The organism is Kribbella kalugense (assembly GCF_004365875.1).
GTDB classification, from domain to species: Bacteria; Actinomycetota; Actinomycetes; order Propionibacteriales; family Kribbellaceae; genus Kribbella; species Kribbella kalugense.
In genome coordinates this window covers 2,447,580-2,474,310 of sequence record NZ_SODF01000002.1, presented here as the reverse complement: position 1 = coordinate 2,474,310, position 26,731 = coordinate 2,447,580, and the positions used below count along the sequence as shown (strand labels likewise).

The following is a 26,731-nucleotide window of genomic DNA, read 5'->3' as shown; positions in this document are numbered from 1 at the left end:
AATGCCAATTATCGTCCTCATCCATAGACAGGTTTGATACATGCTCGATGTCACGAAGTTGCGCGTCATCGATGCCGTCGCGCGGCACGGATCGGTCACCGCCGCGGCCCGCGAGCTGCACTACTCGCAGCCGTCCGTCACCCATCACCTGTCCCGGTTGGAGGCCGAGACCGGCGCGCAGTTGTTGCAGCGGGCCGGCCGCGGCATCCGGCTCACCGAAGCCGGCCTGATGCTCGCCGCCCGGGCCGCGGAGATCATCGGCCGGATCGAGGCAGTCGACGCCGAGCTCGCCGCCCACGTCGGCCTGCGGGTCGGACGCGTTCGTCTCGCCGGGTTCTCGTCGGCGATCGGATCGCTCGTGCCGGCTGCCGTTGCGGCGCTGGCCGGCAAACATCCGGGGCTCGAGGTGAGTCTGACCGATCTGCATCCGCCCGAGGCGCTCGAGCTTCTGCGGACCGGCAAGATCGACGTCGCGATCGTGTTCCGGTACGACGAGACCGAGCCGGAGCCGACCGGCGTACGACTGCACCATCTGCTCGACGACCCGGTGTACCTGCTGTCGAAGGACCGGCCGGTCACGCTGGCCGAGCTCGGCGACGCGACCTGGATCGCCGGCTGCGATCGTTGCCGCAGTCATCTGACTGCTCTGTGCGCGGTGGAGGGCTACGAACCGAGGGTCGGCTATACCTCCGACGACATGGTGGTGATGCAGGCTCTCGTGATGGCCGGTCTCGGGGTGACGACCATGCCTGGTCTTGCCCTCCGCAGCCACCAGGCCGACGGCATCTTCGCCACCGAGATCCCGGACTCACGTCGGCACGTCTACGCCGCGACGTACGGCGAACCACCGAACCCTCCGGCGATCGCGGCGCTGGTGGCCGCCCTGGAGGAGGCCGTCATCCGTTGAGGAGGCTGACGAGCTCCGCCTTGTCCGGGAGGTGTTCGGGGCGGGTGATGTCGCCGGTGCGGACGTAGTAGAAGGCTGCCGTTACCTGGTCGAGGGGGATGCCTTGGAGTTCGGACCAGGCGAGGCGGTAGATGGCCAGTTGGAGTGGGTCGGCGGATTCGGAGCGGTTGGTTTTCCAGTCAATGACGTCGTACCCGCGGGAGCCGTCCTCGCGGACGACCTGGTAGACGGCGTCGATGCGGCCGCGAATGACTCGGCCGCCGAGGGCGAGGGCGAACGGGGCTTCGATCTCGTACGGCGAGGTCTCGCCGAACGGGCCGTCGCGGAAGGCGTCCATGAGTTCGGTCAGGTCGGTGTCGTCGACGATGTCCTCGTCCGCGGCACCAGGCAGGTCGTCCGGATCGAGCAGGAGTTGCTGGCCGAAGTAGCTCTCCACCCAGGCGTGGAAGCGGGTGCCGAAACGCGCGGCCCGGTTGGGTTTGCGGGGCATCGGGCGAGCCAGCTCGGAGGCGAGTCCGTCCGGATCCTTGGCCAGCCGCATCACCTGCGTCGCGGACAGTGCGGCCGGAAGCGTTACGTCGTACGCCTTGCGGCTTCGGCTTTCCCTTGCCTCTGACAACAATCGCTCGATCTCGGAGTCCCACCGCGCGACCGTCGCCTGCTCGTCCAGCAGCAGCGACTCCTCGGCCTCGATCGACGGGCCTTCCGCGCGAGCCTGTTGCACGAGCGCCGCCGAAGCCAGCCGTCGCTGGTAGGAATCCACGTCGAACGGCGTCGGCCACGGGGCCTGCGTCTGCTCGGCGAGCTCTGGATTCTCCTCAGACTCGGGCTGCTCGGCCCACGCGACGACTCGCTCGCCGGCGTGCTTCTTCAGCATCGAAAGGTACGACGACGGTCCGCGCGGACGCTTCTGCGTCGGACCCCACCAATGCCCGGTGGCGACGAGGATCTCCTTCGCCCGGGTGAACGCGACGTACCCGAGCCGCCGCTCCTCGAGCGCGTTCACGTCCTTGCACTCGTCCGCGAACGACTTCAGCCCGGCGTTCGACAGGTCGTGGATATCCGGCAGCGTGTCGGCGTCACCGCGCAGCGGCCACGGCAGCACCTTGGCGTTCGTCGTCCACTTGTCCCGGCCGCGATCCGACGGGAACACCTTGGAAACCAGCGTCGGCACGAAGACAACCGGCCACTCCAGGCCCTTCGAGCGGTGCGTGGTGAGCAGCTTGACCGAGTCGGCCTCACTCGGTACGGCGAGGTCGAGGCCGGCGGCGTACTCCTCCTCGGCGGCCAGATACGCGAGCAAGCCGTCGAGCGAACCGTCCGACTCGGTGGACACGAAGTTGCCGACGGCATCCAAAAAGGCGGCAAGATGATCGCGGCGGCCTGCGTCGACGTGGTCGGGCGTGGCGGTGAGCTCGACGTCCAGGCCGATCGTGCTGATCACCCGCCGGACGAGGTCGAGCAGCGGCTCGCTCGCGTGCGTTCGGAGTTCGCGCAACTCGGTCGAGAGTTCCTTGAAGCGGACCAGGGCCTCCGGGGCGTAACCCCAGGCGTCCGGACCTGGATCGTCGACCGCCTCGGCGAGCGAGATGACCTCGGTCGAGTCCATCCCGGCGACCGCTGCGTCGAGGGCGGCGACCAGGTCGTCAACCGCGGGCCGCTCGCCGGCGTCGGCGAGGATGCGTGCGCGGTTGGCCAACAGGGCAAGGTCGCGGTGACCGATCCGGTACCGCGGGCCGGTGAGAATCCGCAGCATCGCGGCGTTCGCGGTGAGATCGTTGACGGCTTGCAGCGTCGCAACGACGTCGACAACCTCGGGGAGCGCGAGGAGTCCGCCGAGGCCGACGACCTCGACGGGGACCTTGCGGGAGATCAAGGCTTCGTGGACCGCGCTGAGGTCGACGTTCGTCCGCATCAGGATGCCGATGTCTTTCCAGCGGCGGTTCGGAGTGCGGTGCGCGGCGACGATCGAGTCGGCGACCCACTCGATCTCTTGCGACCGCGTCTCGAACAGGCCCACTGTGATCGCACCTTCCGGCGCGTCGGCCGGGGCCTCGAGCGGGATGACGCCGGGGTGCTGCTCATAGAGTTCGGTCGCGTGCTGGTTGGCGGCGGCGAGAATCCGGCTACCGCTACGACGGTTGACGCTCAACACGTATCGCTGTGCCGGCGTGCCATCCGACTGCGGGAAGTGCTCAGGGAACTCGTCCAGGTTCGCGACCGACGCGCCACGCCAGCCGTAGATCGCCTGGCATGGATCACCGACCGCGGTGACCGCGTGGCCGCGACCGTCCCCACTAGCGAACAGAGCGGTCAGCATCCGGCGCTGCGAGACCGACGTGTCCTGGTACTCGTCGAGCAGCACGACCTTGTACCGCGATCGCTCGACGGCCGCGACCTCCGGGCACTCCTCGGCCAACCGCGCGCCGAGCGCCATCTGATCGGCGAAGTCTACGACGCCGCGCTCCCCCTTGTAGGCCTGGTACTCCTCGACGAGCTGCAGGATTTCGCCCCGCTTCAACGCGGTCTCGGCCAGCTTGCGCACCTCCACCGTCTGCTTACGGGCCGCCGCGACCTCCCGACGTACGGCGTCATCGTGCTCGCGTACGTCGTCCGCCCGGAGCAGGTGGTCGGCGAGCTCACCGTCGAGCGAGAGCAGACTGTTCACCAGCGTCGGCACGTGATGCGACGCGAACCGGATCGGCCCGGCGGACCGCCGTACGACGCGACCGGCCAACTGGAAACGGGTCGCATCGGCGAGCACTCGGGCGTCGGGCTCGAGACCGAGGCGGAGACCGTGCTCGGCGATCAACGTGCCGGCAAACGCGTGGTACGTCGAGACGACGGGCTCACCCGGCTCCTCGGGCTCCCAGTTCGGGATGTTGCTGCGGAGGTGGGCGGCGAGGATCGGATGCTGGTCCTTCGGCAGGGTCGATCCGAGCACGCCGGCCTTGGTCAGGTCCTCGCGGATCCGCACATCCAGCTCGTTGGCGGCCTTCTTCGTGAACGTCAGCCCGAGCACTTCCTCCGGCTGCACCTGCCCGGTGCAGATCAACCACACCACCCGGGCCGCCATCGCCGTCGTCTTCCCCGACCCGGCCCCCGCCACAATCACTCCAGGCGCGAGCGGTGCGGTAATGGCCGCCAACTGCTGATCACTGAACGGAATCCCGAGCAGGTCGCACAGGTCGGCCGTGGACTCCAGGTGCGCAGGCATCAGACGGTCTCTCGGCCTTCGGGTTGGATGGGGCAGAGGGCTCGGGCTTCGCAGCGGGCGCAGCCGTCGTTGCGTTGGGCGGTGAATTCTTCGGTGCGGACCATCGACTCGGCGTTCTCGACCGCTTCGTCGAGCCAGGTCTTGCCGTCCTCGTCGGTTTCGAGCGGACCTTGGTGCTGGACACGAGGGAAGCCGCCGTTGTCGTCGTGCCGGAGTTGAACGAGCTCGGCGCCGCCCGCGACCGGATCGTCGCCGAGCTTCTGCATCTGCCGAGACGCGATCGCCCGCTGGTAGATCGCCAACTGGACATGCCGCGCCACCGCCGGCTTGGTCGGCAGCGTGCGGCCCGTCTTCAGGTCGACCACCCGGATCGTGCCCTCCGGATCCTGCTCGACCCGGTCCATCCGGCCCTTCACCCGGACCGCGGGCTTGTCCGCATCCGGAAGCAGTACGTCGAACTCGACCTCGGTCCCCAGCAGCGTCCGATCCGGCCGCCCTTGATGCCACGCGACGAACCGGCGCAACGCCTGCTCGGCCTCCACCCGCTCGCGATCCGAGATCCACGCGGACTCGAACTCCAGCTGCGTCCACACCTTGTCGAGCCAGCCGTTCAGCTCGTCCACGGACGGTGGCAGCACCCCGGTCGCGACCGCATCCGCCAACGTGTGCAGCACCATGCCGAACCCGATCGCCGACGTACTGGGCGTCTCCCCGCCCGCCCGCCGAGTCAGGAACCACCGCAGCGGGCAGTCCACGATCGTAGTCAGCGCACTCCCCGACAACGGCACCGGCAGCTCGGGGTTCGCAATCGGCCGCTCCGACCGAGTCCGCTCCCGCACACCCCACCAGCGCGACGGATCCGCAGTCGGCACCAAGGAATACTCACGCTCGTCCACGGCATCGGCCAGCAAAGCCAGCCGATCAGCCGCGACCCGTTTCAAAGCTGGCGACGACGACGGATCCGCCAGGACGCATCGCAGATCCGCAACCAGACCGGGCAACGACAACGGCCGCCTCGGCCGCCCAGCGACCAGTTTCAAAGGAATGTCGAGCTCAGCAAGGAATCTGGAGGGTTGGTCGCCGTCCGCCTCGGGCGCCTGCACCGCGGTCACGATCAATCGCTCCCGGGCTCGGGTGATCGCGACGTAGAACAACCGTCTCTCCTCGGCCAGCAACGCGCCAGCTGACAACGGATCGATCAGCCCGTCCGGCCCCAACCGGTCCGGCTCCAGCAACGACCCGCGCCGCCGCAGATCCGGCCACTGCCCCTCCTGGACCGAAGCGACGACCACCAGCCGCCACTGCAGACCCTTCGACCGGTGAGCGGTCATGAGTTGTACGCCGGCCTCGCGGTACGTCCCGTCGAACCGGTTGTCCGCCGCGATATCGAGCGACTCCAACTCCGACAGGAACGCCGACACCCCCTTGAACCCGACCTGCTCCTCGGCCCGGCTCGCCGCGTCGAACAACGCACACAGCGAATCCAGGTCCCGGTTCGCGGCCCGCGCGGTCTCTCCACCCGACCCAGCCTGCCCGCGCAACCGCCGCAACCACGGCGACTCCGACCACAGCGACCACATCACCTCGTCCGGCGCCGCGCCCGCGGTCACGATATTCCTTGCCTTGAGCAACCGCTCGCCCAGCGCCGCGAACCGTGCCTCGGCCGGCGACGCCTCCTCGTCGAGCAGCAGCGGATTCGTCAACGCCTCCCGCAGCAGCTCGTCCGACGACCGCGGCAACCGCTGCCCACCCGCCGCCTCCCGATCCCGCCGCCGCAGTACGCGTGCCAACCGTCGCAACTGCCCCGCATCCATCGCCCCCAACGGCGACAGCGCCAGCGCCCGTACGACGTCAACAGTCAACGTCACCGGATCAGCCACGGCCCGCAAGGCCAGCAGCATCGGCCGTACGGCGGGCTCTCGCGACAACGGCAACTCGTCGCCGGCCACGTCCACCGGAATCCCGGCCGCGGCCAACGCACGCCGCAGCGGCGGGATCGACCGACTGCCGGACCGGACCAGCACCGCCATCTCGTGCCACCCGACACCGTCCTGGACATGCGCCCGCCGGAGCAGATCCGCGATGTGCTCGAGCTCGGCGCCACTCGTCGAGTAGAGATTCGCCTCGACCTTCCCCGGACCGAAAACAGCCGACGAGGCGTCCGGGTTCCGGAAGCGGTCGAACGTGTCCCGATCGAGTGCCCCCGGGACACCGAGTCGGTTGACGACGTTGCGCGATACGCGCTGCAGCGTGGTCCCGAAGCGTCGCGTCGTACCCAAGGCGATCTGGGCCGCCTCGGAGCCGTCGGATGCCGGGAACTCCTTGGTGAATCGGAGCAGACCGCGGACGTCAGCGCCGCGGAACGTGTAGATCGACTGGTCTGGATCGCCGACGACGACCAGGTCACGTCCGTCGCCCGCGATCGCCTGCAACAGCTTCGTCTGACCAGGATCGGTGTCCTGATACTCGTCGACGAACACCGCCTTGAACTCGGCCCGCAGCTTGGCCTGCACCTGCGGCTGCTGCGCCAGGATCACCGCGCGATGAATCAGCTCGGAGTAGTCCAGCACCTGCTCGGCGTCCAGCACCTGCAGGTACTCCTCGAAGAAGTCCCCGACCGCGACCCACTCGGCCCGCTCCGCCGTCCGCCCGATCGCGGACAGGTCCTCCGGGTCGAGCCCGAGCTGCCGCGCCTTGCCGATCACCGCCTGCACCTCGTCGGTGAACCCGCGCGTCTTCAACGCCGGATGCAAACTGCTCGGCCAATGCACCGCACCGACCTCGCGACTCCCCGACAAAGCCTCACTCAACCGCGACGCCTGCTCCGGCCCGGACGGCAGCCGCAGCGGTACGTCGAATGCGTCCGCCGGTGTGAACCGCCGCAGCAACGCGTAGCAGAACGAATGAAACGTCATCGACGGCATCACTCGCGTCGTCCGCCCGAGCCGGCCGGTGATGCGATCGCGGAGCTCGGTCGCCGCCTTCCGTCCGAAGGTCAGCACGAGCACCTCGTCCGGACTCAGCCCGCGATTCCGGACCCGGTCGACGACCGCCTCGACCAACGTCGTCGTCTTCCCGGTGCCGGGCCCGGCGAGAACCAGCAGCGGCCCGCCGGGGTGATCGACGACCGCTTGCTGATCGGCATCCAGGACCGGCGCCTCCGCCGTACGCCCCGCCGCCCGGACCAAGCGATATCGGGACCCCTGTCTGCCAACCATCGCACCATCCCAGCAGACGCCGCCGACAAATCCTGACGCCCACCCCGGACTGGGCACAGATCGTCGGAAACCGGACAACAGCAACGTAGTCGGGCGATAACTTTCCGCGGCCGGAGTGCATCGAGTTCCTCGAAAGCAACCACAAACAAGGAGCACCGAATGAGGACGACACGGCGCACTGCCGCCCTCCTGGGGGCGGCTGTTCTACTGGCAGGTCTCAGTACTGCCACTGCCACCGCGGCGAATCCGAAGCTCGAGTCGATCTGTTCGCTCGATCTCGGCTCGATCACCGCGCAGGGCAACTATGTCGACCAGGTGGTGTCCGCCGCGAGCCCGCCGGTCGCGAGCGAACGCCGCGTCGGTCCGAAGGTCGCCGAGCCCGGCGAGACCAGGGCGAGCGCGACCTGGGAGTTCAAGCCCGAGCCCGAGGGCGGCAGCTCCGACAGCGGCTACGCGCTGTACGGCGACACTCTCTACAGCACCGTGATCAACAACGTGCCGGACGGACCGTGGTGGGGCCGCGGAGTCGCGATGCTCGACATGAACGCGTACACCTCGATCGCGCGGGCGGCGTACCCGAAGGGTGACGCGCCGACCCGGCAGTACTTCTATGCGATGCGCGACGACGGCACCCTGGTCCGCTGGAAGCGGGACGCCGAAGGGTTCCACCCGCTCGGTACGTTCGCCGGATTCTCGGCCGTGAAGACGATGACGTTGATCAGCACGACGTCGACGTACGACACCTTCCTGGCCACGACCAAGGCCGGCGCGCTGTACACGATCCGGATCCCGATCACGTCGCCGATGACGACCGTGGTGAAGGTCGTCCGCTCGTCGACCTGGCAGGGCTTCGAGTCGATCGTCGCGGAGAAGTGCGGCACTCAGAGCACTCTGCTGGCTGCGATCGACCGGGACAGCGGATCGGCGTACCTGTACGCCATTGGTCACGCCAACGGAACGTCGACCACCATCCAGAGCCTCGGCAAGGTCCCAGGCACCTACAACGACCCGATCTACTTCCTCCGCACATCGCAGGCGGGCACACCGCTGAACGGCGAGTAACGATCAATCCTGTGGATCCCAACGGACGTCGCGCAGCCGCACGCGTCCGTTGGTGATCCGCACCCCGTCCGACCGCAGCCGGTGGAGTTGCTCGTCGCCGACTTCATCGGCCGGTACGCCGGATGCGCGGATCACTCGCCACCACGGGACAGTCGCGCCGTACTCGCGCATGATCGCGCCGACCTGCCGCGGTCCACCCTGCCCGATGTACTCCGCGATGTCGCCGTACGTCGCGACGCTGCCCTCCGGGATCGACTCGACCGCCCGCAGTACAGCCTCGACGTACTCCTCCCTGTCCACAGGGCAAATCTAAGCCAGTGGCGCGAGCGCCTTCGCGAGCGGCTCCAGGACGGACGGCCCCGCGTCGAGCGGGAGATTCATGATGATCAGGTCGACGCCGGCCTCGCCGTACGCCGCTGCGTCGGCGACCGCCTTGTCGAGCGGGCCGTCCGGGTCGATGCGGACGTTGACCGAGCAGGTGATCTCGTTGACATCGCGGCCGACCTCCTCGCAACGCTGGACCAGCACGTCCTTGAGGGGCTTCCACTCCTCGGGGTTCGCGACGATGACGTTCCACTGCTGCGCCCACTTGGCGACCGCGCGGAGCGTTCGCTTCGGGCCCTTGCCGCCGATGGTGATCGGCGGGTGCGGGGTCTGCACCGGCTTCGGGTTGCAGTACGCCTCGGTCAGCTTGATGTACTTGCCGTCGAAGTTCGCGACCTTCTCGGTGAGCAGCGCGATCATCGCCTCGGTGCCCTCGTCGAACCGGTCGAAGCGCTCCTTCAACGGGTACAGGTCGATGCCGTACGCCGCGGTCTCCATCTCGTTCCAGCCGGCGCCGATGCCGAGCTCGAGCCGCCCGTCGCTGATGATGTCGGTGGTTGCCGCCATGTTCGCGAGTACGGCGGGATGCCGGTAGATCATCCCCGTCACCTGGCAGCCGACCCGGATCCGCGAGGTCGCCTGCGCGAGCGCGGCCAGCGTGGTCCAGGCCTCCAGGTTCGGGCCCTGCATGTCGCCGGTCAGCGGGTAGAAATGATCCCAGTGCCAGGCGGACTCGAAGATCTCGAACTGGTCCGCCGCGACCCACACGTCCCGCATCTGCTGCCAGGTGGTGTGTTCCGGCCTGGTCTTGATCGCGAACCGCATCCCGCGCCCCTCTCAGAGGTAACCGTTTCCCGGGGGCGACACTACCGCTTAGCCGAAGCAGAGCGACTCGATCGGCTGACCCTGTTGGAAGGCTGTCACGATGCCGAGGATCTCGACCACTACCGCGGCGGCTGCGGTCGCCAGGAGGATCAGCGTGATCGGCTGCCGGCTGTGCCGGAACCAGCGCAGCGACAGGTACAGCGCGATCGCCCCGACGAACAGTCCGGCGGCGCCGAGCACGTACGCACCCGTCGGCAGCGGCACCGTGCCGTCGCACGCCTCGTGCCGGCGACGACCCAGCTCGGACTGGGCGTTGGTGTTGGTGAGCGACAACAGCACGCCGGCCACGATCAGGCCGAAGACCAGTCCGTGCCGCCGGCGGGCGGGACGAACCTCCTGCCCCACGGGAGGCTCTTAGTCGAGGCCGAGGCGCGCACGGACTTCCGGGCGCCGCAGTGGTGGCACGGTCTGTGGCGGGGTCCGGCGGGCCGGCATCTCCTCCAGCAGCTGCTCGGTGATCCGCGCGACCTCGACGGCTGCGCGCTCGATCGGACCGCGGGTGGTCGCACTCAGCGAGCCGACGCCGGTCACCTTGCGCACGTACTGCAACGCGGCCGCGTAGACCTCCTCGGAGGTCGCAGACGGCTCAAGTCCCCGGAGCGTTGTGATGTTTCTGCACATGTATCGACAGTACGTGGCGCGAGGGACAAGATCCTCAAATCTACGAGGTATTGACAACCCTAACGCCATTAGGTTTTCCTCAAGGCATGAGCACCACCGTTCCGGACCGCCGTACCCGTCGTCGTCAGCAGACGATCGAGGAGATCCTCGACGTCGCGATCGAGCTGATGGAGGTCGAGGGGGTCGCGGCCCTGAGTCTGTCCGCGGTGGCCCGGCGGCTCGGGATGCAGCCGCCGTCGCTGTACCAGTACTTCCCGTCGAAGATGGCGATCTACGACGCGCTCTACCAACGGGGCAACGAGTTGCTCCGGGACGCCTACCGGGCCGCCCGCGCGAACATCGACGACCAGCTCGAGCTGAACCTGAGCGCGGCGTCGGCGTTCTGCCGTTGGTGCCTGGAGCACCAGGTGTACGCCCAGCTGATGTTCTGGCGGACGATTCCCGGCTTCGAGCCGAGTCCGGAGGCGTACGCCCCGGCGCTGGAGTCGATCCAGGATCTCCGTGAGCATCTGGAGGCGACGATCGAGGCCGGCCTCCTGCACCCGGACGCGGCGAGCGACGAAGGCATCGCCCTCTACACCGCGATGCTGGCCGGCCTGATCTCGCAGCAGCTCGCCAACGAGCCGGACGCGTCCTTCGAAGACGGCCGCTTCAGCCGCCTGCTGCCCGTCGTACTCGAGATGTTCTACCAGCGCTACGCACCAACCAGGGGGACAACATGACAGCTGTACTTGCAGTAGACATCGGCCGGGCCGACCGGCAACGGACCACACTCCACCGCGACGCCGAGCTCCGCGCCTGGCACGACCTGCTCGCGTCGATCGAGGGCTCCGAGTGGCACCGCCGTACCGTCTGCGACGCCTGGGACGTCGCGGACATCGCCGGCCATCTGATCGGACAGGCCGAGGAGGTACTTCGGCCGTGGACGTTCCCGCTGCGGGACCTGCGGGCCAAGAAGAAGTACCCGGACGCCGTCCTGCTGGACGCACACATGATGCTGCAGGCCGACGACCTTCGCGGTACGCCGCCGGCCGAGCTGCGGACCGTCTTCGATCGGTTGTGGGCGAAGGCGTCCCGGCGGATCAGCCGGAATCCGGCCCTGCTGCGGCGGATGAAGATCAAGCTCGACGGCGTACCGGGGCTGGAGACACTCGACCTCGGCTACATCCAGGACATCCTGCTCGCGCGGGACCTCTGGATGCATCGCGACGACGTCAGCCAGGCACTCGGGCGGCCGTTCGACGGCGGGCAGTACGTCGACGAGCTGATCGCGCAGGTGATGCTCGATGTGGACGGCGGACCGTTCTGGGGTGACCGGCCGGCCGTCGTACTGGAGCTGACCGGGCAGGGCGGTGGGACCTACCGACTCGGGAGGGGCGAGCCGGTGGGTCGTGCCGAGGTCGACGCGGTCGCCTACATGCGAACCCTGTCCGGCCGCGACGACAAGCCTTCAATTACAGGCGATCCGGCCGCCGTCGACGCGGTCGCCGGCTGCCGGATGGACTTCTAGAAAGAGGGGCTGGAGACCAGCCCCCTCTCTTCAGTTCTAGTACGACGGTTGGCTTGGGTCGATCTGGTCGACCCAGGCGACCACGCCGCCGCCGACGTGGACCGCGTCGGAGAAGCCGGCGCCCTTGGCGATCGCGAGCACCTCGGCGGAGCGGACTCCGGACTTGCAGTGGAAGACCAGCTGCTTGTCCTGCGGGAGCTTCTCGAGGGCGACACCGGTCTGGAAGTCGGCCTTCGGGATCAGCACCGAGCCCGGGATCCGGTTGATCTCGTACTCGTTCGGCTCGCGGACGTCGATCAGGACGAAGTCCTTCTCGCCGTTGTCCTTGAGCTTGATCCACTCGCTGAGCTGCTTCACCGAGATCGTCGAGCCGACGGCCGCGTCGGCCGCTTCCTCGGTGATCGCGCCGCAGAAGTCCTCGTAGTCGATCAGCTCGGTGACGGTCGGGTTCTCACCGCAGATCGCGCAGTTCGGGTCCTTGCGGACCTTCAGGGCGCGCCAGTTCAGGTCGAGCGCCTCGTAGATGTTCAGGCGACCGAGCGACGGGTCGCCGATGCCGGTGAGCAGCTTGATCGCCTCGGTCACCTGGGCCGCGCCGACGGACGCGCAGAGCACGCCCAGTACGCCGCCTTCCGCGCAGGACGGGACCATGCCGGGTGGCGGCGGCTCCGGGTAGAGGCAGCGGTAGCACGGGCCATGCTCGGCCCAGAACACGCTGACCTGTCCGTCGAAACGGAAGATCGAGCCCCAGACGTACGGCTTGCCGAGCAGCACCGCGGCGTCGTTCACCAGGTAGCGGGTGGCGAAGTTGTCGGTGCCGTCGACGATCAGGTCGTACTGCTCGAAGATCTCGAACACGTTGTCGTTGTCGAGGCGGACCTCGTGCAGCACGACGTTGGTGTTCGGGTTGGTCTCCAGGATCGACTCACGGGCCGACTGCGCCTTCGACTTCCCCACGTCGGACTGGCCGTGGATGATCTGGCGCTGCAGGTTGGACTCGTCGACGGTGTCGAACTCGACGATGCCGAGCGTGCCGACCCCGGCGGCGGCCAGGTAGAGCAGCGCCGGGCTGCCCAGACCGCCGGCACCGATCACCAGCACCTTGGCGTTCTTCAGCCGCTTCTGCCCGGCCATCCCGACCTCGGGAATGATCAGGTGCCGCGAATAGCGCCGCACCTCGTCGATGGTCAACTCATCAGCCGGTTCGACCAGCGGTGGCAGTGACACGTGTCGGCTCCTCAGGAAGACGTCGGACGGGATCTCCGGTTTTCAACCATCTCTCCCACCCCCATGTTCCCGCACATCCCAAACCACCTCCCACGGAGTCCACATCCCGGGCCGGTCGTCTCAAGAACGAGACGTGCCGGGCGCCCCCAGGGTGCCCGGCACGTCACTGGTACTAGTCGTTGTCGATGATCGTTCCGGTCAGGGTCATCGGGACCTTCAGATTGGCGCCGTCTACCTCGGTGATGACCGCGCTGAAGGTTTCAGCCGGCTCCTTGAGTTTGTCGTCGAGGATTTTGACGGAGAGGTCGCCGGTGGTCTTGCCAGGTTCGATGTAGCCGTCGATGGCGCGGTCGACCGGGCCTGTGCCGTCGTCGTTGGCGGACGTGTAGTCCTTGCGGATCACCGCCGTACCGTCCTTGAGGAGGCCGCTGAACGAGACGAACTTGTCGCTCGGGGCGGACAGTTTGACGCCGAAGTTGACCACGCCGGTCTTCTCGACCGTCTTCAGGTTGCCGAGGGTCAGGGTCGGCGTCGGGTCGTCGTCCAGGACCAGGCCGTGGCCGAAGGACTCGGCCAGCAGCCCGTCGTGCGGCACGGACAGCACCAGGCTGAACGGCAGGTCGTAGCTGTCCCGCGTGTTCCCAGTGACCGGCACAGTCACCTTCTGCCGCGTCTGCCCCGGCTTGAACACCAGCTGCCGGGCAACCTCCCCGACAGACTCACCGAGCTCTCCGTTCGTCTCGGCGTACACGCTGACCGGCCGGATGCTCGGCCGCGACATGGTCACCCAGAAGTCCACCGTCTGCGTGCCCTTGTCCCCCTCCTTCACGGTGACGTTCGACGCGGACAGCTTCGGCAGGAGTGCCGCCGGTGCCGAGAACCCGAGCCCGGGCGACGAGAACGCCAGATCGCTCACGTACGCCGACCCCTTGGCCACCCTGTCCGTCCGCAGCTCTACTGCACGCACATCCCGCAGGTCCACGCCCTTCAGCGACGAAACCGGGATGCGTACCGTCCGCAACAGGTTCTTCGGCAGACCGCTGTCGTTGCTCCCCGGCATCCGCACCAGCGCGTCACTGACCGCAGACACCGGTACGACGGCCGCCCGGCCGTGCCCATCGACCACGTGGACGCTCAGGTCCGTCTTCGGCGTACCAACCGGGTCGGGCGCCGCACGGAAGGTCAGTGCAGCAAATCGGCGTACGTCGCGTTGCCCAGCGGGCACGTTGACCCGTACGACCCCATTTGTCCCGCTCCACGTCAGTTTGGTGACCGCAGTGGTAGGTGTCTTGGCGGCGAACCAGGCAGCACCCCAGTGCGGCGCGTTGGCCCAGTCATTCGTCGCCATACAGGTCGGAGTCGCCGCTCGGACGGACGTGTCGGACACACCGGCGCACACCGTCGCAGACACCTTCCCGCTGACCGATCCGGGCGGCAGTGCCTTGTCGAAGTGGTTCACGTCCCGCCGCGACCCCGCCGGCGCCTGCGACACCACCCGTACGACGGCCTTGCCCGCAGACGCCGCCCGCGAGTCCGAGCCGTCGAACTGCGACAGGAACTGCGTCTCGTGCCCCAGCTGCAACCGGAAGAACCCAGCGACGTACGCCGTACCGACCGCCTGCTGCTCCTTCGCCGTCAACCGGCCCGGGTACTTCGCCCCGCACGGCGACGCCTTCTCGTCGCCGGACCAGTCGTCGTTCGACGGAGCAACGGACTGCCCCGGCGTCCATTCGGTGTTGAAGAAGTTGTGGTTGGCACCCATCACCGTGACGGTGGACCGCGGTGCAGCGTCACCATCGACGGAGTACCGGGTGTCGTCGTAGAACTTCTGGCCCTCCAGATCGGACACGTCACCATCGCAGTACGGCAGTACTACGCTCATCGCCACACCGGGAACGGTCGCCCGGGCGAAGTCGGTCGGTGCCAACGGCAGTACAGCGCGGATGCCGTACTGACCGCCGCGGTCCGCGTTCAGCACCGCGGCCCGCGCGACACCTTCACCGCCCCGCGAGTGACCCATCAGACCGACGTTCTGCAGGTCGATCTTGCCGACGAAGCGGGTGCCGAACGGCCCGCCGCCGATCGTCGACCACTTCCGCCACAGCGCCAGGTGGTCGAGGATCAATTCGGCCCGCGCCTGCGCACCGGCGTCGTAGGCCTCGCTGTCCCAGGCGTTGACCGCGTTGGCGCTGATCGACACGACCTGGTATCCGTTGCTCGCCAGCGCGGTCGCCGGCCCGTCGTACCCGCGGTAGCTCGGGATCGCCTTCATCCCGGGCGGGCATGGCCAGGGCTTCTCGTTCTCGGTCGGATGGCTGGGCTCGCCGTAGCAAACCTCGTGGCGGCCGTGCAGGAAGATCACCAGCGGGCGCGGGCCGACCGCGCCACGCGGCGAGTACACCTTCCCCAACAGCTCCGACTTGTGGCCGAGGCCAGGAAGGTTCACGGCCTCGTCGCCGAGGTTGTACTCGGCTGTGTCGACCTTGTACTTGCCCAGCGCACCGGGATCCGCGGGCAGCAGCGGTCCACGCCGGGCCTTCAGCCAGTCGGCGTCGGTCGGTCCGGCGGCCGCGATGCCTCGGCTCATCCCGGACTGCTTGCCCAGGTCGCCGGACCAGACCAGGCGGACGTCCCGCGCCGTCAAGACGGCCGGATCGGTGCTGACCAACGTCAGCGTCTTACGGTCGGCGGACTGCTTGGCTACACCTAGCGGCTTGCCGTCGACCGCCAGCAGCGGAAGCGAGGCACGCATCGGCGCAGGCGACGCCAGATGCAGACTCAGTTGGTATCCGCCGGTCACGGCTTGCACGTCCCACTGGTTGCCCTGAGCAACCGATGGCGGCGTAGGTGGTGCGGCCGTTGCGGTGAGTGTCCCCACACCTAGTAGTGCGACCATCCCCAGCGACAGACATCGGGCGGTTCTGCCGATCACTCGCACAGTGGTCCTCTCGTTCGTTCTGACACGGTCACCTGTAGTACTTGTCAGGCGAGAGGAAAGTTGACCGGATCCGCCGCTCAGTCGTGTCTCAGTGGCGCGTCGGATTCGACTCGATCAATTGCCTGAACGCGCGAGCCACCTCCTCCGGGTGCTCCATCTGCGCGACGTGCCCGGAGTGCGGCAGGTAGAGCAGCCGGGCGTTCGGGAAGGTGCGCTGGGCCTTGGTGCGGATCCGCGCGTCGACCAGGCGGTCTTTGCCGCCGTAGATCAACAGCACCGGGCACTCCACCTTGGCCGCGTCCGCCCAGAGCGACCGGCGCGGTCTGGCCAGCGACGACTTCAGAATGCTCCGCGCCCCGTCCAGCGTGGCCTGCCGACCCCACGGGTCCGTGTCACGCCGGTGCAGCTCTGCCTCGTACGCCGCTCGCACCTCAGGCGCTAGGGATCGCGGGTCACCGAACACCATCGCCAGCGACGCCTTGAACCGCTGCTCGAACGGCAGCCGCTGCGACCGCTCCAGTACTGCGGGACCGATCCGCGGCGTGGCCAGTGCGGCGAACCACAGCGCACTCGCCGACACCCGTGGATGCGGCAGTGCCGGCGAGATCAGCGTCAGCGAGGACACCAGGTCAGGACGTGCAGCAGCCAGCGCCACCGACGAGGCGCCGCCCATCGAGTTCCCGAACACGTGCACCGGCTGGTCGAACTCCCGGTCCACCAGTTCGCTCAGGACTGCGGCCTGCTCGGAGATCCCGATCACGCCGGACAACGGCGTACGGCCGAAACCAGGCAGGTCGGGGGCGATGCCGCGGATCGTGTCGTTGAGCATCAGACCCAGGGCGGTCCAGTTCAGCGACGAACCACCCAGGCCGTGGACGAACAGGGCGGGCTGCAGGTCCGACGCCGCACCCGGCACGTCTCTGACCAGCAGATCCACCCCTGCGACCGGCACTCGCCGCTCCGGCCACTGCTTCAGCTCCAGGGGTACGGCGTCCCCGGTTACTGGCCCGTAACTCTCCACAGCACCATGGTAGAACGCCTACTAGGTGGAGACTGGGACGCATGGCGGGCGCGCAGCAGCAGCTGACGACCGAGGTGGACGGGCAGACCATGAAGCTCACCAACCTCGGCAAGGTGCTGTATCCACAGACCGGGTTCACCAAGGCCGAGGTGATCGACTACTACCACCAGGTGGCCGAGCTGCTGCTCCCACACCTGACCGACCGGCCCCTGACCCGCAAACGGTGGCCCGACGGCACAGAGGCGGCGTACTTCTTCGAGAAGAACGCTCCACGCGGTACGCCGGCCTGGGTACGGACTGTGACCTTGCCTACTCCCGGTAGCTCCACCGGACGGGACGAGGCCGACTTCGTGGTCGCGGACGACGTACAGACCGTGGTGTGGCTGGCCAACCTGGCCGCGCTCGAGCTGCACATCCCGCAATGGCGGATCGGGCTGTCCGACCACGGTAAGGATCCACAGGCGGACCTGATCGTGTTCGACCTCGACCCTGGCCCCGGGGCGACGATTGTCGAGTGCTGCGACGTGGCGCTGGCCCTGCGGGAGCTGCTGGGCCATTTCGGGCTGGAGGGCTGGCCGAAGACGTCTGGCAACAAGGGAATGCACCTGTACGTGCCGATCGAACCTGCGTCCTCCAGGCGGACCAGTGCGTTTGCCAAACAGCTGGCTGAGCAGCTGGCGGAGGCCCTGCCGGAGAACGTGACCGCCAACATGACCAAGGCGCTGCGGCCCGGCAAGGTGTTCATCGACTGGAGTCAGAACGCCAGTGCGAAGACCACGCTGGCGCCGTACTCGCTCCGAGGCTCCGACGAACCGCGGGTGTCGACACCGATCGACTGGGACGAGGTGGCCTCGGCGACGTCACCCGAGGAACTCAGATTCCTCCCGCACGAGGTGCTGGCCCGGATCGAGGAGTACGGCGACGTCCTGGGCGGCCTGTACGACGATCCGCAGCCGCTGCCGTCATGAACTGGAACACTGTTCGGGCAGGGAAGCTACTGGTGAGGAGGACTGCTGGGTAGGATTCGGGGAACACCACCGAAGGAGCACACACCGTGTCGACGACTCCGGAGACCGCACCCAAGCGCGGCAGCCGCCTGCCCCGGCTGGCTCGGCGCGCGCAACTGCTCGAGGCGGCCCAGGAAGTGTTCGTCGCGAACGGGTACCACGCCGCCGCGATGGACGACATCGCGGACCGGGCCGGCGTCTCCAAGCCGGTCCTGTACCAGCACTTCCCCGGCAAGCTGGAGCTCTACCTGGCGCTGCTGGACACCTCCTGCGAGGCGATCGTCGCCTCCGTGCAGGACGCGCTGAAGTCGACCGAGGACAACAAGCTCCGGGTCGCGGCGACCATGCACGCGTTCTTCGAGTACGTGGCGAACGCGCAGGGCGCGTTCCGGCTGGTGTTCGAGTCCGACCTGACCAACGAGCCGGCCGTCCGGGAGCGGGTCGACCGGGTCACGCAGGCCTGCGCCGAGGCGGTGTCCGAGGTGATCAGCGCCGACGCCGGCCTGAGCCGCGAGCAGTCGATGGTGCTGGCCGTCAGCCTGGTCGGCATGGCCCAGGTCAGCGCCCGGTACTGGCTGGGCGCCGGCAACCCGTCGCTCCCGCAGGAGCAGGCCGCCGACCTGGTCGCTTCGCTGGCCTGGCGTGGCATCCGCGGCTTCCCCCGCACCGACAACTAGACCCGGGGTTCTGCTCTGGGCGGACGGGTGAGAGCTGGCCGACGGTAGCGGATAGGCTCGAAGCGTCACCGGCGAGAGCCGCCGGTCGGATCGGTGCCCGGAGGGTTTCGTGGAGGTCAAGATCGGCGTACAGCACGCCAATCGCGAGTTGGTTCTGGAGAGCGAGCAGAGCCCGGAAGAGGTCCAGCAGCTGGTTGCGGACGCCCTCGCCGGCAAGACCGGTCTGCTGCAGCTGACCGACGAGAAGGGCCGCCGGGTGCTCATCCCGGCCGACCGGCTGGCGTACGTCGAAATCGGCGAGGTCTCGACGCGCAAGGTCGGTTTCGGCGCTATCTGATCGCGAACCGGACACAGTCGAGCGTGTCCCGGTTCCGGAGTGCCACCGAGAGGGCACGATGGCGGTAAGACCTGCGCCGAGATTGGTCTGGTTGTCACGGGGCACCAGGCCGGGCGCAGGTCAGCCACCTCTCAAGGAGGAACCGTGGGTTACTGGATCTGGATGATCATCGTCAGCCTCATCGCGGGCATCATCTTCGGGCCGCTGGCCCGGGCGGTGCTCCCCGGCAAGCAGAACATCAGCCTCGGCTGGACCATCCTCGGCGGCGGTATCGGCGCCTTCATCGGTGGTCTGATCGCCAAACTCCTCGGCGTCAAGGACACCTCCGGCCCGGACTGGATCCAGTACCTGATCCAGATCATCTGCGCCGCCATCGTCGTCGCGATCATCTCCTCGCGAAACAGCAAGGCCAAAACCAGCTGACCCCAGGCACCACCCAACGGCCGCCACTCCCCGCAAGGGGAAGGCGGCCGTTGCCCATTTCAGGCCTGCAGGCCGAGGGCTGTCATTCGCGCGGTGTGGGCCTCGGTGAGGCGGGTGAACATCCGGCCGATCGCGGCCAGGTCGAGGCCGGGGCGGTCGACGCTGCCGGCCAGCAGCGCGGCCAGGGAGTCGCGGTCGGCGGCGATCCGCTGGGCCTGGCTGAGTGCCTCGCCGACCAGACGGCGGCCCCACAGCGCCAGCCGGCCGCCCAGCTTGGGGTCCTCTTCGATGGCGGCGCGGACCCGGTCGACGATGAACTCGGCCTGCCCGGAATCCACGAAGACCTCCAGCACCAGGGCCCGCGTTTCCGCATCCACGAACGACGCGATCTCCCGGTAGAAGTCGTTCGCCAGACCGTCCCCGACGTACGCCTTGACCAGGCCTTCCAGCCAGTCCGACGGCGCGGTGTGGTCGTGGAACGCGTCCAGCGGCGTGACGAACGGCGTCATCGCGTCCATCGGATCCACGCCAAGGACGACCAGCCGGTCCCGCAGTTGCTGGAAGTGGCCGAACTCGGTGGTCGCCAGCGCGGCCAGCTCGGCCTTGTCGTTGAGGGTCGGCGCCAGCTTGGCGTCCTCGGCCATCCGTTCGAACGCGGTCAGCTCGCCGTACGCGAGCACTCCCAGCAGATCCACCGCCGCGGCCCGGTAGGCGGGATCATCAAAGGCCGTCTGCTCCATGCCCGGCACCCTATCTGCCCAGCCGTGCGAGTGGCGCAAACCACACGAAGCGGCGTTGACAGGTTGTGCGGTTACACTGGTGAGCGATTCGCCGGTGACGCGCCCAGATGGGCAAGCTGGTGCGAGGTGCTTGCACAGTGTCCCCGCGCCTCACGATCGGGGCTGAGAAGCCCCAGGCGCCCGGCCACTGAGCAACTGTCCGCACAAGCATGTGAGAGGCGATCAGCCTGACCACCTTCCGAGAGCTCGGCGTGCTGCCCGAGATCTGCGACGCGCTCGATCGCGTCAACATCGTGGAGCCGTTTCCGATCCAGGAAATGACACTCCCCGTCGCCCTGATGGGCACCGACCTGATCGGCCAGGCCCGCACCGGGACCGGTAAGACGCTCGGCTTCGGAATTCCGTTGCTGCAGCGCACCATCTCCCCCGGCGAGGCCGACTACGAGGAGCTTGCCGCACCCGGCAAGCCGCAGGCTCTGGTCGTCACCCCGACCCGTGAGCTGACCATCCAGGTCGCCAAGGACCTGACCACCGCGTCCACGGTTCGCACCGTCCGCGTACTGACCATCTACGGCGGCGTCGCCTACGAGCCGCAGCTCGACGCGCTGAAGAACGGCGTCGACGTCGTCGTCGGTACGCCGGGACGCCTGCTGGACCTGGCCAACCGGGGCGTCCTCGACCTCGGCCACATCAAGGTCCTGGTGCTGGACGAGGCCGACGAGATGCTCGACCTCGGCTTCCTGCCGGACGTGGAACGCATTCTGCGCAAGACACCTGAGCTCCGCCAGACGATGTTGTTCTCGGCAACGATGCCGTCGGCCGTGATCGGGCTGGCCCGCACCCACATGCGGCACCCGCTGAACATCCGGGCGGAGTCGCACGAGGACACCGAGATGGTGCCGACCACGGCACAGTTCGTCTACCGGGCGCACGACCTGGACAAGCCCGAGGTGGTGGCCCGCATCCTGCAGGCCGACGACCGCGGCCGGGTGATGATCTTCTGCCGGACCAAGCGCGAGGCGTCCCGGCTGACCGACGACCTGCAGGACCGCGGGTTCAAGGCGGCCGCGATCCACGGCGACCTGAACCAGCAGGCCCGCGAGCGCGCGCTGACCAGGTTCCGCGGCGACAAGATCGACGTACTGATCTGCACCGATGTCGCGGCCCGGGGCATCGACGTCGAGGGCGTCACGCACGTCATCAACAACACCTGCCCCGAGGACGAGAAGGCCTACATCCACCGGATCGGCCGGACCGGGCGCGCGGGGGCGAGCGGCATCGCCGTCACCTTCGTCGACTGGCCGGACCTGACCCGGTGGAAGGTGATCAACAAGGCCCTCGACCTGCCGTACGACGAGCCGCAGGAGATCTACTCCACGTCGCCGGAGCTGTACCACGACCTGGGTATCCCGACCGACGCGAAGGGCCGGATCCGTCCGGTCCGCGAGTCGAAGGAGACCCGCGAGCCGCGCGAGGACGCACCCCGGAACCGCCGCGGCGGCGAGGGTCGTTCGAACGGCGAGGGTCGTTCTGAGGGTGCGGCTCGTTCTGACGGTGCCGGTCGTTCGGACGGTGCCGGTCGTTCGGACGGTGCCGGTCGTTCGGACGGTGCCGGTCGTTCGGAGGGTGGCGGTCGTTCGGAGGGTGGCGAGCGGTCGGCGGCGCGGAAGCGGAACCGGTCGCGGAAGCGCACCCGGGCCGGTCAGCCGGTCGAGGAACTCGCCGACGTCACCACGAAGACCGAAGTACCGCCGGCTACCGAGGTTGCTGCCGAGGTGGTTGCCGACGAGCCGCGTAAGGCGCGGAAGCGCACCCGCGCTCGGAAGACGGCGGAGCCGCAGGCAGTTGAGTCAGCGGCAGTCGAGACACCGGCAGTCGAGGCGCCGGCCGCGGAGGTTGTGACCGACGCGCCGGCTGAGAAGCCGGTCAAGCGGACGCGCACCCGGAAGACGGCCGCGGCCCCGGCTGCTGAGGCCCCGGCGGTCGAGGCTCCGGTTGCTAAGGCTCCGGCGGCTGAGGCTCCGGCCGCGGAGAAGAAGCCGGTGAAGCGGACGCGGACTCGCAAGACCGCTGAGAGCAAGGCAGCTGAGGCGGCGCCGACGACGCCGATCTTCAGCGCGCCGGAGTGAACGTAGCCGAACGGTGATCTGAGCCTGCAACACCCAGCCCCGCGTGGGCCGTCCTAGGGCGGAAACCACGAGAGAGGGGCTGGGTGATGGGGCGGATCAGAGCGGTAACAGCCGTGCTGGCTGCGGTCGGCATCGGGCTGCTGGCCGGCTGCGGAGGCTCGAGCAACGACAGCGGGACGAGCGAAGCCGCACCCGTGCAGAAGCAAGGCGCCGACAGCAACGCCAAGGCACCAGCCGCCGGGCAACCACCAGCGGCGAAATCCCAGGGCACAGCTGAGGGTACGGCGACCGGCAGCGACGAACCGACGATCACCCGGTCGATCATCAAGACCGGATCGCTGGCCGTCGAGGGGGACGACGTCGCGGCCATGCGGCAGAAGGCGATCACCGCGATCACCGGCCTGGACGGTCAGGTCGCGTCCGAGGACACCGGCGGCGACCCCGACGGCAAGGTGACCACGGCGAACCTGGTCCTGAAGGTGCCGACCAAGTCGTTCGAGACCGCCATCCAGCGCCTCTCCGACCTCGGCACGCGGCTGCAGATCCACCAGGAATCCACCGACGTCACCGAGCAGGTCGTCGACGTCGCCAGCCGGATCGAGTCCCAGCGCGCCAGCCTCGACCGGATGCGCGCGCTGATGGCGAAGGCGAACACGATCGGCGAGATCGTCTCGGTCGAAACCGAGCTCACCCGCCGCGAGGCCGACCTGGAATCCCTGCTGGCCAAGCAGAAGAGCCTCGCGCTGCAAACCGATCTCGCGACGCTCACCCTGACGCTGACCGAGAAGGGCAAGCCGCCGGTGCAGGCCGAGACCAAGCCGGACAAGGGCTTCCTGGGCGGACTCAAGGGCGGCTGGCACGCGTTCACCGCGGTGTTCTCTGCTCTGGCGACCGCGGTCGGCGCGATGCTGCCGTTCCTGGTGCTGCTCGCGATCATCGCCGTACCGCTGTGGAGGTTCCGGCACCGGTTCCGTCGGCCGGCTGCACCGGACAGCGGTCAGTGAAGGAGCGCGCCGGCCAGCGCCCGGTAGGCCTTTGCGCCGGGCGAGGCCGGCGCCGTGCTGAGGATGGTCTCGCCGATCGCCGGCGCCTCGGCGAACCGGATCGACTTCGGGATGGCCGGCTGCAGCACATCCAGCGAGTACGTGTCCGCGATCGTCTCCAGCACCGCGCGGGCGTGGGTCGTGCGTCCGTCGTACAGCGTCGGCAGGACGCCGAGCACCCGCAGGCTCGGGTTGGTCAGCCGTTGTACGTCGTGCACCGTGTCAAGTAGTTGCCCTACGCCACGATGCGCCAACGTCTCACACTGCAAGGGAATCAGTACGTCGGACGCCGCGGACAGCCCGTTCACGGTGAGCAGGCCGAGGGTCGGCGGACAGTCCACGATGATCCAGTCGTACGACGACCGCAGCGGACGCAGCGCAGTCCGCAGTACCTGCTCCGGACCGCTCTCCCGGGACAGCTGTACGTCGGCGGTCGCGAGCTCGATCGTGGCTGGCACCAGGTCCGGAGCGTCGTCGAACTCGATCAGAACGTCGCGTGCCTTCACACCGCCGAGCAGCACGTGGTGGATCGACTTGTCCAGGTCCTCGGGGTCGATGCCGACCGAGAACGTCAGGCAGGCCTGCGGGTCCAGATCCACGAGCAGGACCCGTTGGCCCAGCTCGACCAGGGCTGCGCCGAGGGTGGCGACGGTGGTGGTCTTGGCCACGCCGCCCTTCTGATTGGCGACCGCGAGAGTGCGAGGCACCCGGCCATTGTGCCGCACGCAGCCGTACCGACGAACGGGTAGTAGTCCACCCCGCCCGCACCCCTCCCGCCGGAGATGTCCGCGGCGGCCGGTTCTGCGGCTACTACTACCCGTTCGTCGGTACGCTCTCCTTGTGAGTACGCCGCGTACGCTGACGCTGCCCCACGGGGTGCACCCCGCGATCCTCGAGACCGACCGTGGCTCGTTCGCCACGCTGACCGCAGTACCGGAGATCGGTACGCCTCTCGGCACGGTCCTGCTCGTACCCGGGTGGACGGGCAGCAAAGAGGACTTCACTCCGCTGGTGGACCACCTCTGCCGGTACGGCTGGCGGACCGTCGCGGTGGACCAGCGTGGTCAATACGAGACTGCGGGTCCGGCCGACAAGTCGGCGTACTCGCTGGCGGAGCTCGGCGCTGATGTGGTCGCGATGAGCAAAGCACTCGGTGGGTACAGCCAGCTGGTCGGGCACTCGTTCGGCGGGCTGGTCGCACGCGAGGCCGTGTTGATCGACCCGTCGGTGTTCTCCACGATCACTCTGCTCTGCTCAGGACCAGCCGCGTTCACCGATGAGGCGACGCTGCAGAGTCTGCAGATGCTCGCTTTCGGGTTGGAGAACCTGCCGATCGAGCAGGTCTGGGATCTGAAGCTCCAGCACGACCGCGAGGTGCCGGGGTACGTCGCTCCGCCGGAAGACGTCGCCGAATTCCTCCGGGAGCGGTTCACCAGCAACGTGCCGATCAGCCTGGCCGAGATCACCCGTCGACTGACGGATGCCGAGGACAAGACCGACCAGCTCGCCAAGTCCGGCGTCCGCACGCAGGTACTGCACGGCGAAGCGGACGACGGCTGGCCGATCCCGGCACAGCAGGCGATGGCGGCGGCTCTTGGCGTGGAGGCGGAGGTCGTCCCCGACGCCGGTCACTCACCAGCCATCGACCAGCCCGCTGCCACAGCCCGCAAGCTGGTCGACTTCTTCCACGACTACCCCAGCCTGACGACGGCCTGAGCTCAGCGGACCGGTTTGACCTCTGGCTTCATCTCGAGCAGGTCCAGGCCGACCGGAGCGACGGCGTCCTTGACCTGCTCGGTGTAGACGAGCAGCGAGATCGGTGCGGGGCCGCCGTTCATCCCGGCCCCTCCGCTCATGAACACGCCGAGGTGCTGCTTCTCGAGGATGCTCTCCAGGGACAGTCGTACGCGGTCGCTGTCGGCGTTGCTCATCAGGACAGGGGCCACGCAGAGGTTGCCGCTGTAGACCTGCTCGAAGGCCTCGCGGAACGCGGCGACATCCTGGTGCGCGACGCCGGCCATCATCACGACTGGGGCGTTGCGCGACGTACCGTTCGGATAGTAGGTGACCGGGCCGTAGACCTGACCGGCGTGCGCGGCGAGGAACGCCTTCACCACGGTGGAGCCGATGTTGCTCGGCTTCGACGGCCAGCCACCGGCCGGCGCCGCGCACGGGAGCTTCGGAAGACCGGGGTCGACCACCTTGATAGGGGCCGACTGCTGCTGTACGTCGATTGTGCCGTCGCGCCAGATGCCGGTGACCGCCGCGCTGCCCGTGCCGACGCCCTTGATCGTTTTCATCCCGGTGATCTGGTCCAGCTTCAGGCCGTTGAGTTTGACGGCGAACTCGTCGGGGCAGCTCGGGGCCGGCTCCTTGCCCGGCAGGTAGCCGATGGCCGTCTCCGCCAGCGGCGCACAGAAGACCGGAGTCTTGCCCGGTACGGCGATGATCTTGCCGCTCACCTGGACCGTGTCGCCGGGCTTGACCAGCAGGTCGTCGTTCGGCTGTTGGTTGCTCTGGGCAAACGGTTGGTTGCTCGCGGCCTGGGTCTTCGCTGTGTCGTTCTGGTTCGGGAGTACGGCGATGATGCCCGCGGCAACCACCGCCACGCTCGCCGCCGCCAGGGCCGGGACCCAGCGGCGGTGTTTACGGCCGCCACTCAGCATGTACTCCAGATCGGGCTCGGGCGGCGGCTCCTGGTCGGCCCGCCACCGGGCACCGGCCCGGCTCAACAGCTCGTCGACCTCGTCGGTCGGGTTCATTCGGTGACCTCCAGCAAAGTACGCAGCCGGGAGCGGGCGTCCGACAGGGTGGATTTGACGGTGCCTTCGGAGCAGCCCATGACCGCGGCCGTGTCGGCGATCGACAGGTCGGCGAAGTAGTAACAGTCCACCGCGAGCCGCTGCCGCGCCGACAGCGACATGATCGCGTGATCGACATCCATCCGGGCGTCCAGATCAGGCCGCGAAACCGGTCGCGCGTCCTCCGGGGCATCAATCAGCGACAGGCGCGCCCCGCCGGTCCGCATCCGCCGTACCGCCTTGCGGGCCTGGTCAGCGGTGATCGCGAGCAGCCACGCCGACGGGGTCCCGCGACTCGCGTCGTACTGCCCGCGCTTGGCCCACGCCCGCGCGAGCGCCTCCTGCACGATGTCGTCCCGATCCGCCCCCACCGCCAGCCGACCGGCCAGCCGAGCCATCGCGGCCAGATGCGGCCGCACCCACGCGGCGAACCCGGCCCCGTCCCCCGGCGGACCCAACACCCCCACCGGCTCACCCGTCATCGTCGGCATACCTCATCTACCCCCGATCCACCCACCCGGTTGGGTCCTACCCGCATTTCAACGACCCCACCACCCCAAGGTCACCCCCCACCCACTTCCGTAACAACTCCGAGTTATCCACAGATCCAAATTCCCACCCCACAGCTCCCGCCACCTTTCTTA

Annotated in this window: 24 protein-coding genes; 11 read left to right on the top strand and 13 right to left on the bottom strand. The window is 68.3% G+C overall.

What is annotated here, in order from left to right; translation table 11 throughout:
• Positions 1-40: 40 nt before the first annotated feature.
• Positions 41-907 carry a LysR family transcriptional regulator gene (locus tag EV650_RS29735; RefSeq protein ID WP_134122270.1) on the top strand — a complete coding sequence of 289 codons (867 nt, stop codon included), beginning with the start codon at positions 41-43 and terminating at the stop codon, positions 905-907.
• On the opposite strand, the gene EV650_RS29730 is transcribed toward EV650_RS29735, so the two are convergent.
• Both EV650_RS29730 and EV650_RS29725 read right to left on the bottom strand, forming a co-directional pair.
• Positions 897-4,124, bottom strand: a complete 3,228-nt coding sequence (locus EV650_RS29730; protein WP_134122269.1) for an ATP-dependent helicase — start codon at positions 4,122-4,124, stop codon at positions 897-899. The two genes, EV650_RS29735 and EV650_RS29730, sit on opposite strands and share 11 nt — an antisense overlap.
• Positions 4,124-7,342, bottom strand: a complete 3,219-nt coding sequence (locus EV650_RS29725; RefSeq protein ID WP_134122268.1) for an ATP-dependent helicase — start codon at positions 7,340-7,342, stop codon at positions 4,124-4,126. The genes EV650_RS29730 and EV650_RS29725 overlap by 1 nt, the downstream gene beginning before the upstream one ends.
• A gap of 159 nt (positions 7,343-7,501) precedes the next feature.
• On the opposite strand from EV650_RS29725, the gene EV650_RS29720 reads away from it, so the two are divergent.
• The gene (locus EV650_RS29720; protein ID WP_134122267.1) at positions 7,502-8,404 is read left to right on the top strand and encodes a hypothetical protein; all 903 of its coding nucleotides are present in this window, start codon (positions 7,502-7,504) and stop codon (positions 8,402-8,404) included.
• Positions 8,405-8,407: 3 nt separating this feature from the next.
• On the opposite strand, the gene EV650_RS29715 is transcribed toward EV650_RS29720, so the two are convergent.
• The 4 genes from EV650_RS29715 to EV650_RS29700 are packed head-to-tail and all read right to left on the bottom strand — an operon-like array spanning position 8,408 to position 10,234.
• Positions 8,408-8,704, bottom strand: coding sequence for an MGMT family protein (locus EV650_RS29715; RefSeq protein ID WP_134122266.1), 297 nt, complete (start codon positions 8,702-8,704; stop codon positions 8,408-8,410).
• A 9-nt stretch (positions 8,705-8,713) separates the two neighbouring features.
• The gene (locus EV650_RS29710; RefSeq protein WP_134122265.1) at positions 8,714-9,553 is read right to left on the bottom strand and encodes a TIGR03560 family F420-dependent LLM class oxidoreductase; all 840 of its coding nucleotides are present in this window, start codon (positions 9,551-9,553) and stop codon (positions 8,714-8,716) included.
• Positions 9,554-9,601: 48 nt separating this feature from the next.
• Positions 9,602-9,958, bottom strand: a complete 357-nt coding sequence (locus tag EV650_RS29705; RefSeq protein WP_134122264.1) for a hypothetical protein — start codon at positions 9,956-9,958, stop codon at positions 9,602-9,604.
• Between the two features lie 9 nt (positions 9,959-9,967).
• Positions 9,968-10,234, bottom strand: a complete 267-nt coding sequence (locus EV650_RS29700) for a DUF2277 domain-containing protein (RefSeq protein WP_134122263.1) — start codon at positions 10,232-10,234, stop codon at positions 9,968-9,970.
• Positions 10,235-10,320: 86 nt separating this feature from the next.
• On the opposite strand from EV650_RS29700, the gene EV650_RS29695 reads away from it, so the two are divergent.
• Positions 10,321-10,956 (top strand): TetR/AcrR family transcriptional regulator, encoded by a 636-nt coding sequence (locus EV650_RS29695; RefSeq protein ID WP_134122262.1) that lies wholly within the window; start codon positions 10,321-10,323, stop codon positions 10,954-10,956.
• The gene (locus tag EV650_RS29690) at positions 10,953-11,744 is read left to right on the top strand and encodes a maleylpyruvate isomerase family mycothiol-dependent enzyme (RefSeq protein WP_134122261.1); all 792 of its coding nucleotides are present in this window, start codon (positions 10,953-10,955) and stop codon (positions 11,742-11,744) included. Before EV650_RS29695 ends, EV650_RS29690 begins: the two co-directional genes overlap by 4 nt.
• Before the next feature lie 36 nt (positions 11,745-11,780).
• Here the strand turns inward: EV650_RS29690 and moeZ are convergent, their stop codons facing one another.
• The 3 genes from moeZ to EV650_RS29675 form a co-directional block, all read right to left on the bottom strand.
• Complete coding sequence (gene moeZ / locus EV650_RS29685) at positions 11,781-12,971, bottom strand: adenylyltransferase/sulfurtransferase MoeZ (protein WP_134122260.1); 1,191 nt, start codon at positions 12,969-12,971, stop codon at positions 11,781-11,783.
• 172 nt (positions 12,972-13,143) lie between these two features.
• Positions 13,144-15,723, bottom strand: coding sequence for a Calx-beta domain-containing protein (locus tag EV650_RS29680; protein ID WP_238174522.1), 2,580 nt, complete (start codon positions 15,721-15,723; stop codon positions 13,144-13,146).
• A gap of 274 nt (positions 15,724-15,997) precedes the next feature.
• Positions 15,998-16,930 carry an alpha/beta fold hydrolase gene (locus tag EV650_RS29675; protein WP_134122259.1) on the bottom strand — a complete coding sequence of 311 codons (933 nt, stop codon included), beginning with the start codon at positions 16,928-16,930 and terminating at the stop codon, positions 15,998-16,000.
• A gap of 41 nt (positions 16,931-16,971) precedes the next feature.
• Here EV650_RS29675 and ligD point away from each other — a divergent pair, with 41 nt between their 5' ends.
• The 4 genes from ligD (at position 16,972) to EV650_RS29655 (ending at position 19,374) form a co-directional block, all read left to right on the top strand.
• A complete protein-coding gene (gene ligD, locus EV650_RS29670) occupies positions 16,972-17,898 on the top strand; it encodes a non-homologous end-joining DNA ligase (protein WP_134122258.1) in 927 nt (308 codons plus the stop codon).
• Between the two features lie 86 nt (positions 17,899-17,984).
• Entirely contained in the window at positions 17,985-18,614 is a 630-nt protein-coding gene (locus EV650_RS29665) for a TetR/AcrR family transcriptional regulator (protein WP_134122257.1), read from the top strand.
• Positions 18,615-18,723: 109 nt separating this feature from the next.
• A complete protein-coding gene (locus tag EV650_RS29660) occupies positions 18,724-18,951 on the top strand; it encodes a DUF3107 domain-containing protein (RefSeq protein WP_134122256.1) in 228 nt (75 codons plus the stop codon).
• Positions 18,952-19,095: 144 nt separating this feature from the next.
• A complete protein-coding gene (locus EV650_RS29655) occupies positions 19,096-19,374 on the top strand; it encodes a GlsB/YeaQ/YmgE family stress response membrane protein (protein ID WP_238174521.1) in 279 nt (92 codons plus the stop codon).
• 59 nt (positions 19,375-19,433) lie between these two features.
• Here the strand turns inward: EV650_RS29655 and EV650_RS29650 are convergent, their stop codons facing one another.
• Complete coding sequence (locus EV650_RS29650; RefSeq protein ID WP_134122255.1) at positions 19,434-20,114, bottom strand: ferritin-like fold-containing protein; 681 nt, start codon at positions 20,112-20,114, stop codon at positions 19,434-19,436.
• Positions 20,115-20,365: 251 nt separating this feature from the next.
• On the opposite strand from EV650_RS29650, the gene EV650_RS29645 reads away from it, so the two are divergent.
• Both EV650_RS29645 and EV650_RS29640 read left to right on the top strand, forming a co-directional pair.
• Entirely contained in the window at positions 20,366-22,243 is a 1,878-nt protein-coding gene (locus tag EV650_RS29645; protein WP_166678310.1) for a DEAD/DEAH box helicase, read from the top strand.
• An 86-nt stretch (positions 22,244-22,329) separates the two neighbouring features.
• Positions 22,330-23,247, top strand: a complete 918-nt coding sequence (locus tag EV650_RS29640) for a DUF4349 domain-containing protein (RefSeq protein ID WP_134122254.1) — start codon at positions 22,330-22,332, stop codon at positions 23,245-23,247.
• Here the strand turns inward: EV650_RS29640 and EV650_RS29635 are convergent.
• Entirely contained in the window at positions 23,241-23,993 is a 753-nt protein-coding gene (locus EV650_RS29635) for a ParA family protein (RefSeq protein ID WP_134122253.1), read from the bottom strand. The two genes, EV650_RS29640 and EV650_RS29635, sit on opposite strands and share 7 nt — an antisense overlap.
• A gap of 133 nt (positions 23,994-24,126) precedes the next feature.
• Here EV650_RS29635 and EV650_RS29630 point away from each other — a divergent pair, with 133 nt between their 5' ends.
• Positions 24,127-25,002 (top strand): alpha/beta fold hydrolase, encoded by an 876-nt coding sequence (locus EV650_RS29630; RefSeq protein ID WP_134122252.1) that lies wholly within the window; start codon positions 24,127-24,129, stop codon positions 25,000-25,002.
• A gap of 2 nt (positions 25,003-25,004) precedes the next feature.
• Here the strand turns inward: EV650_RS29630 and EV650_RS29625 are convergent, their stop codons facing one another.
• Entirely contained in the window at positions 25,005-26,048 is a 1,044-nt protein-coding gene (locus tag EV650_RS29625; protein WP_134122251.1) for a hypothetical protein, read from the bottom strand.
• Positions 26,045-26,578 carry an RNA polymerase sigma factor gene (locus EV650_RS29620; protein WP_134122250.1) on the bottom strand — a complete coding sequence of 178 codons (534 nt, stop codon included), beginning with the start codon at positions 26,576-26,578 and terminating at the stop codon, positions 26,045-26,047. Before EV650_RS29620 ends, EV650_RS29625 begins: the two co-directional genes overlap by 4 nt.
• Positions 26,579-26,731 lie beyond the last annotated feature (153 nt).

What these genes read in the sequence shown, in the direction of transcription:
- EV650_RS29735 (WP_134122270.1), top strand. Translation starts at nt 41, where the DNA reads ATGCTCGATGTCACGAAGTTGCGCGTCATCGATGCCGTCGCGCGGCAC.
- EV650_RS29730 (WP_134122269.1), bottom strand. Translation starts at nt 4,124, where the DNA reads ATGCCTGCGCACCTGGAGTCCACGGCCGACCTGTGCGACCTGCTCGGG.
- EV650_RS29725 (WP_134122268.1), bottom strand. Translation starts at nt 7,342, where the DNA reads ATGGTTGGCAGACAGGGGTCCCGATATCGCTTGGTCCGGGCGGCGGGG.
- EV650_RS29720 (WP_134122267.1), top strand. Translation starts at nt 7,502, where the DNA reads ATGAGGACGACACGGCGCACTGCCGCCCTCCTGGGGGCGGCTGTTCTA.
- EV650_RS29710 (WP_134122265.1), bottom strand. Translation starts at nt 9,553, where the DNA reads ATGCGGTTCGCGATCAAGACCAGGCCGGAACACACCACCTGGCAGCAG.
- EV650_RS29700 (WP_134122263.1), bottom strand. Translation starts at nt 10,234, where the DNA reads ATGTGCAGAAACATCACAACGCTCCGGGGACTTGAGCCGTCTGCGACC.
- EV650_RS29695 (WP_134122262.1), top strand. Translation starts at nt 10,321, where the DNA reads ATGAGCACCACCGTTCCGGACCGCCGTACCCGTCGTCGTCAGCAGACG.
- EV650_RS29690 (WP_134122261.1), top strand. Translation starts at nt 10,953, where the DNA reads ATGACAGCTGTACTTGCAGTAGACATCGGCCGGGCCGACCGGCAACGG.
- EV650_RS29680 (WP_238174522.1), bottom strand. Translation starts at nt 15,723, where the DNA reads ATGCGTGCCTCGCTTCCGCTGCTGGCGGTCGACGGCAAGCCGCTAGGT.
- ligD (WP_134122258.1), top strand. Translation starts at nt 16,972, where the DNA reads ATGGCGGGCGCGCAGCAGCAGCTGACGACCGAGGTGGACGGGCAGACC.
- EV650_RS29650 (WP_134122255.1), bottom strand. Translation starts at nt 20,114, where the DNA reads ATGGAGCAGACGGCCTTTGATGATCCCGCCTACCGGGCCGCGGCGGTG.
- EV650_RS29640 (WP_134122254.1), top strand. Translation starts at nt 22,330, where the DNA reads ATGGGGCGGATCAGAGCGGTAACAGCCGTGCTGGCTGCGGTCGGCATC.
- EV650_RS29625 (WP_134122251.1), bottom strand. Translation starts at nt 26,048, where the DNA reads ATGAACCCGACCGACGAGGTCGACGAGCTGTTGAGCCGGGCCGGTGCC.
- EV650_RS29620 (WP_134122250.1), bottom strand. Translation starts at nt 26,578, where the DNA reads ATGCCGACGATGACGGGTGAGCCGGTGGGGGTGTTGGGTCCGCCGGGG.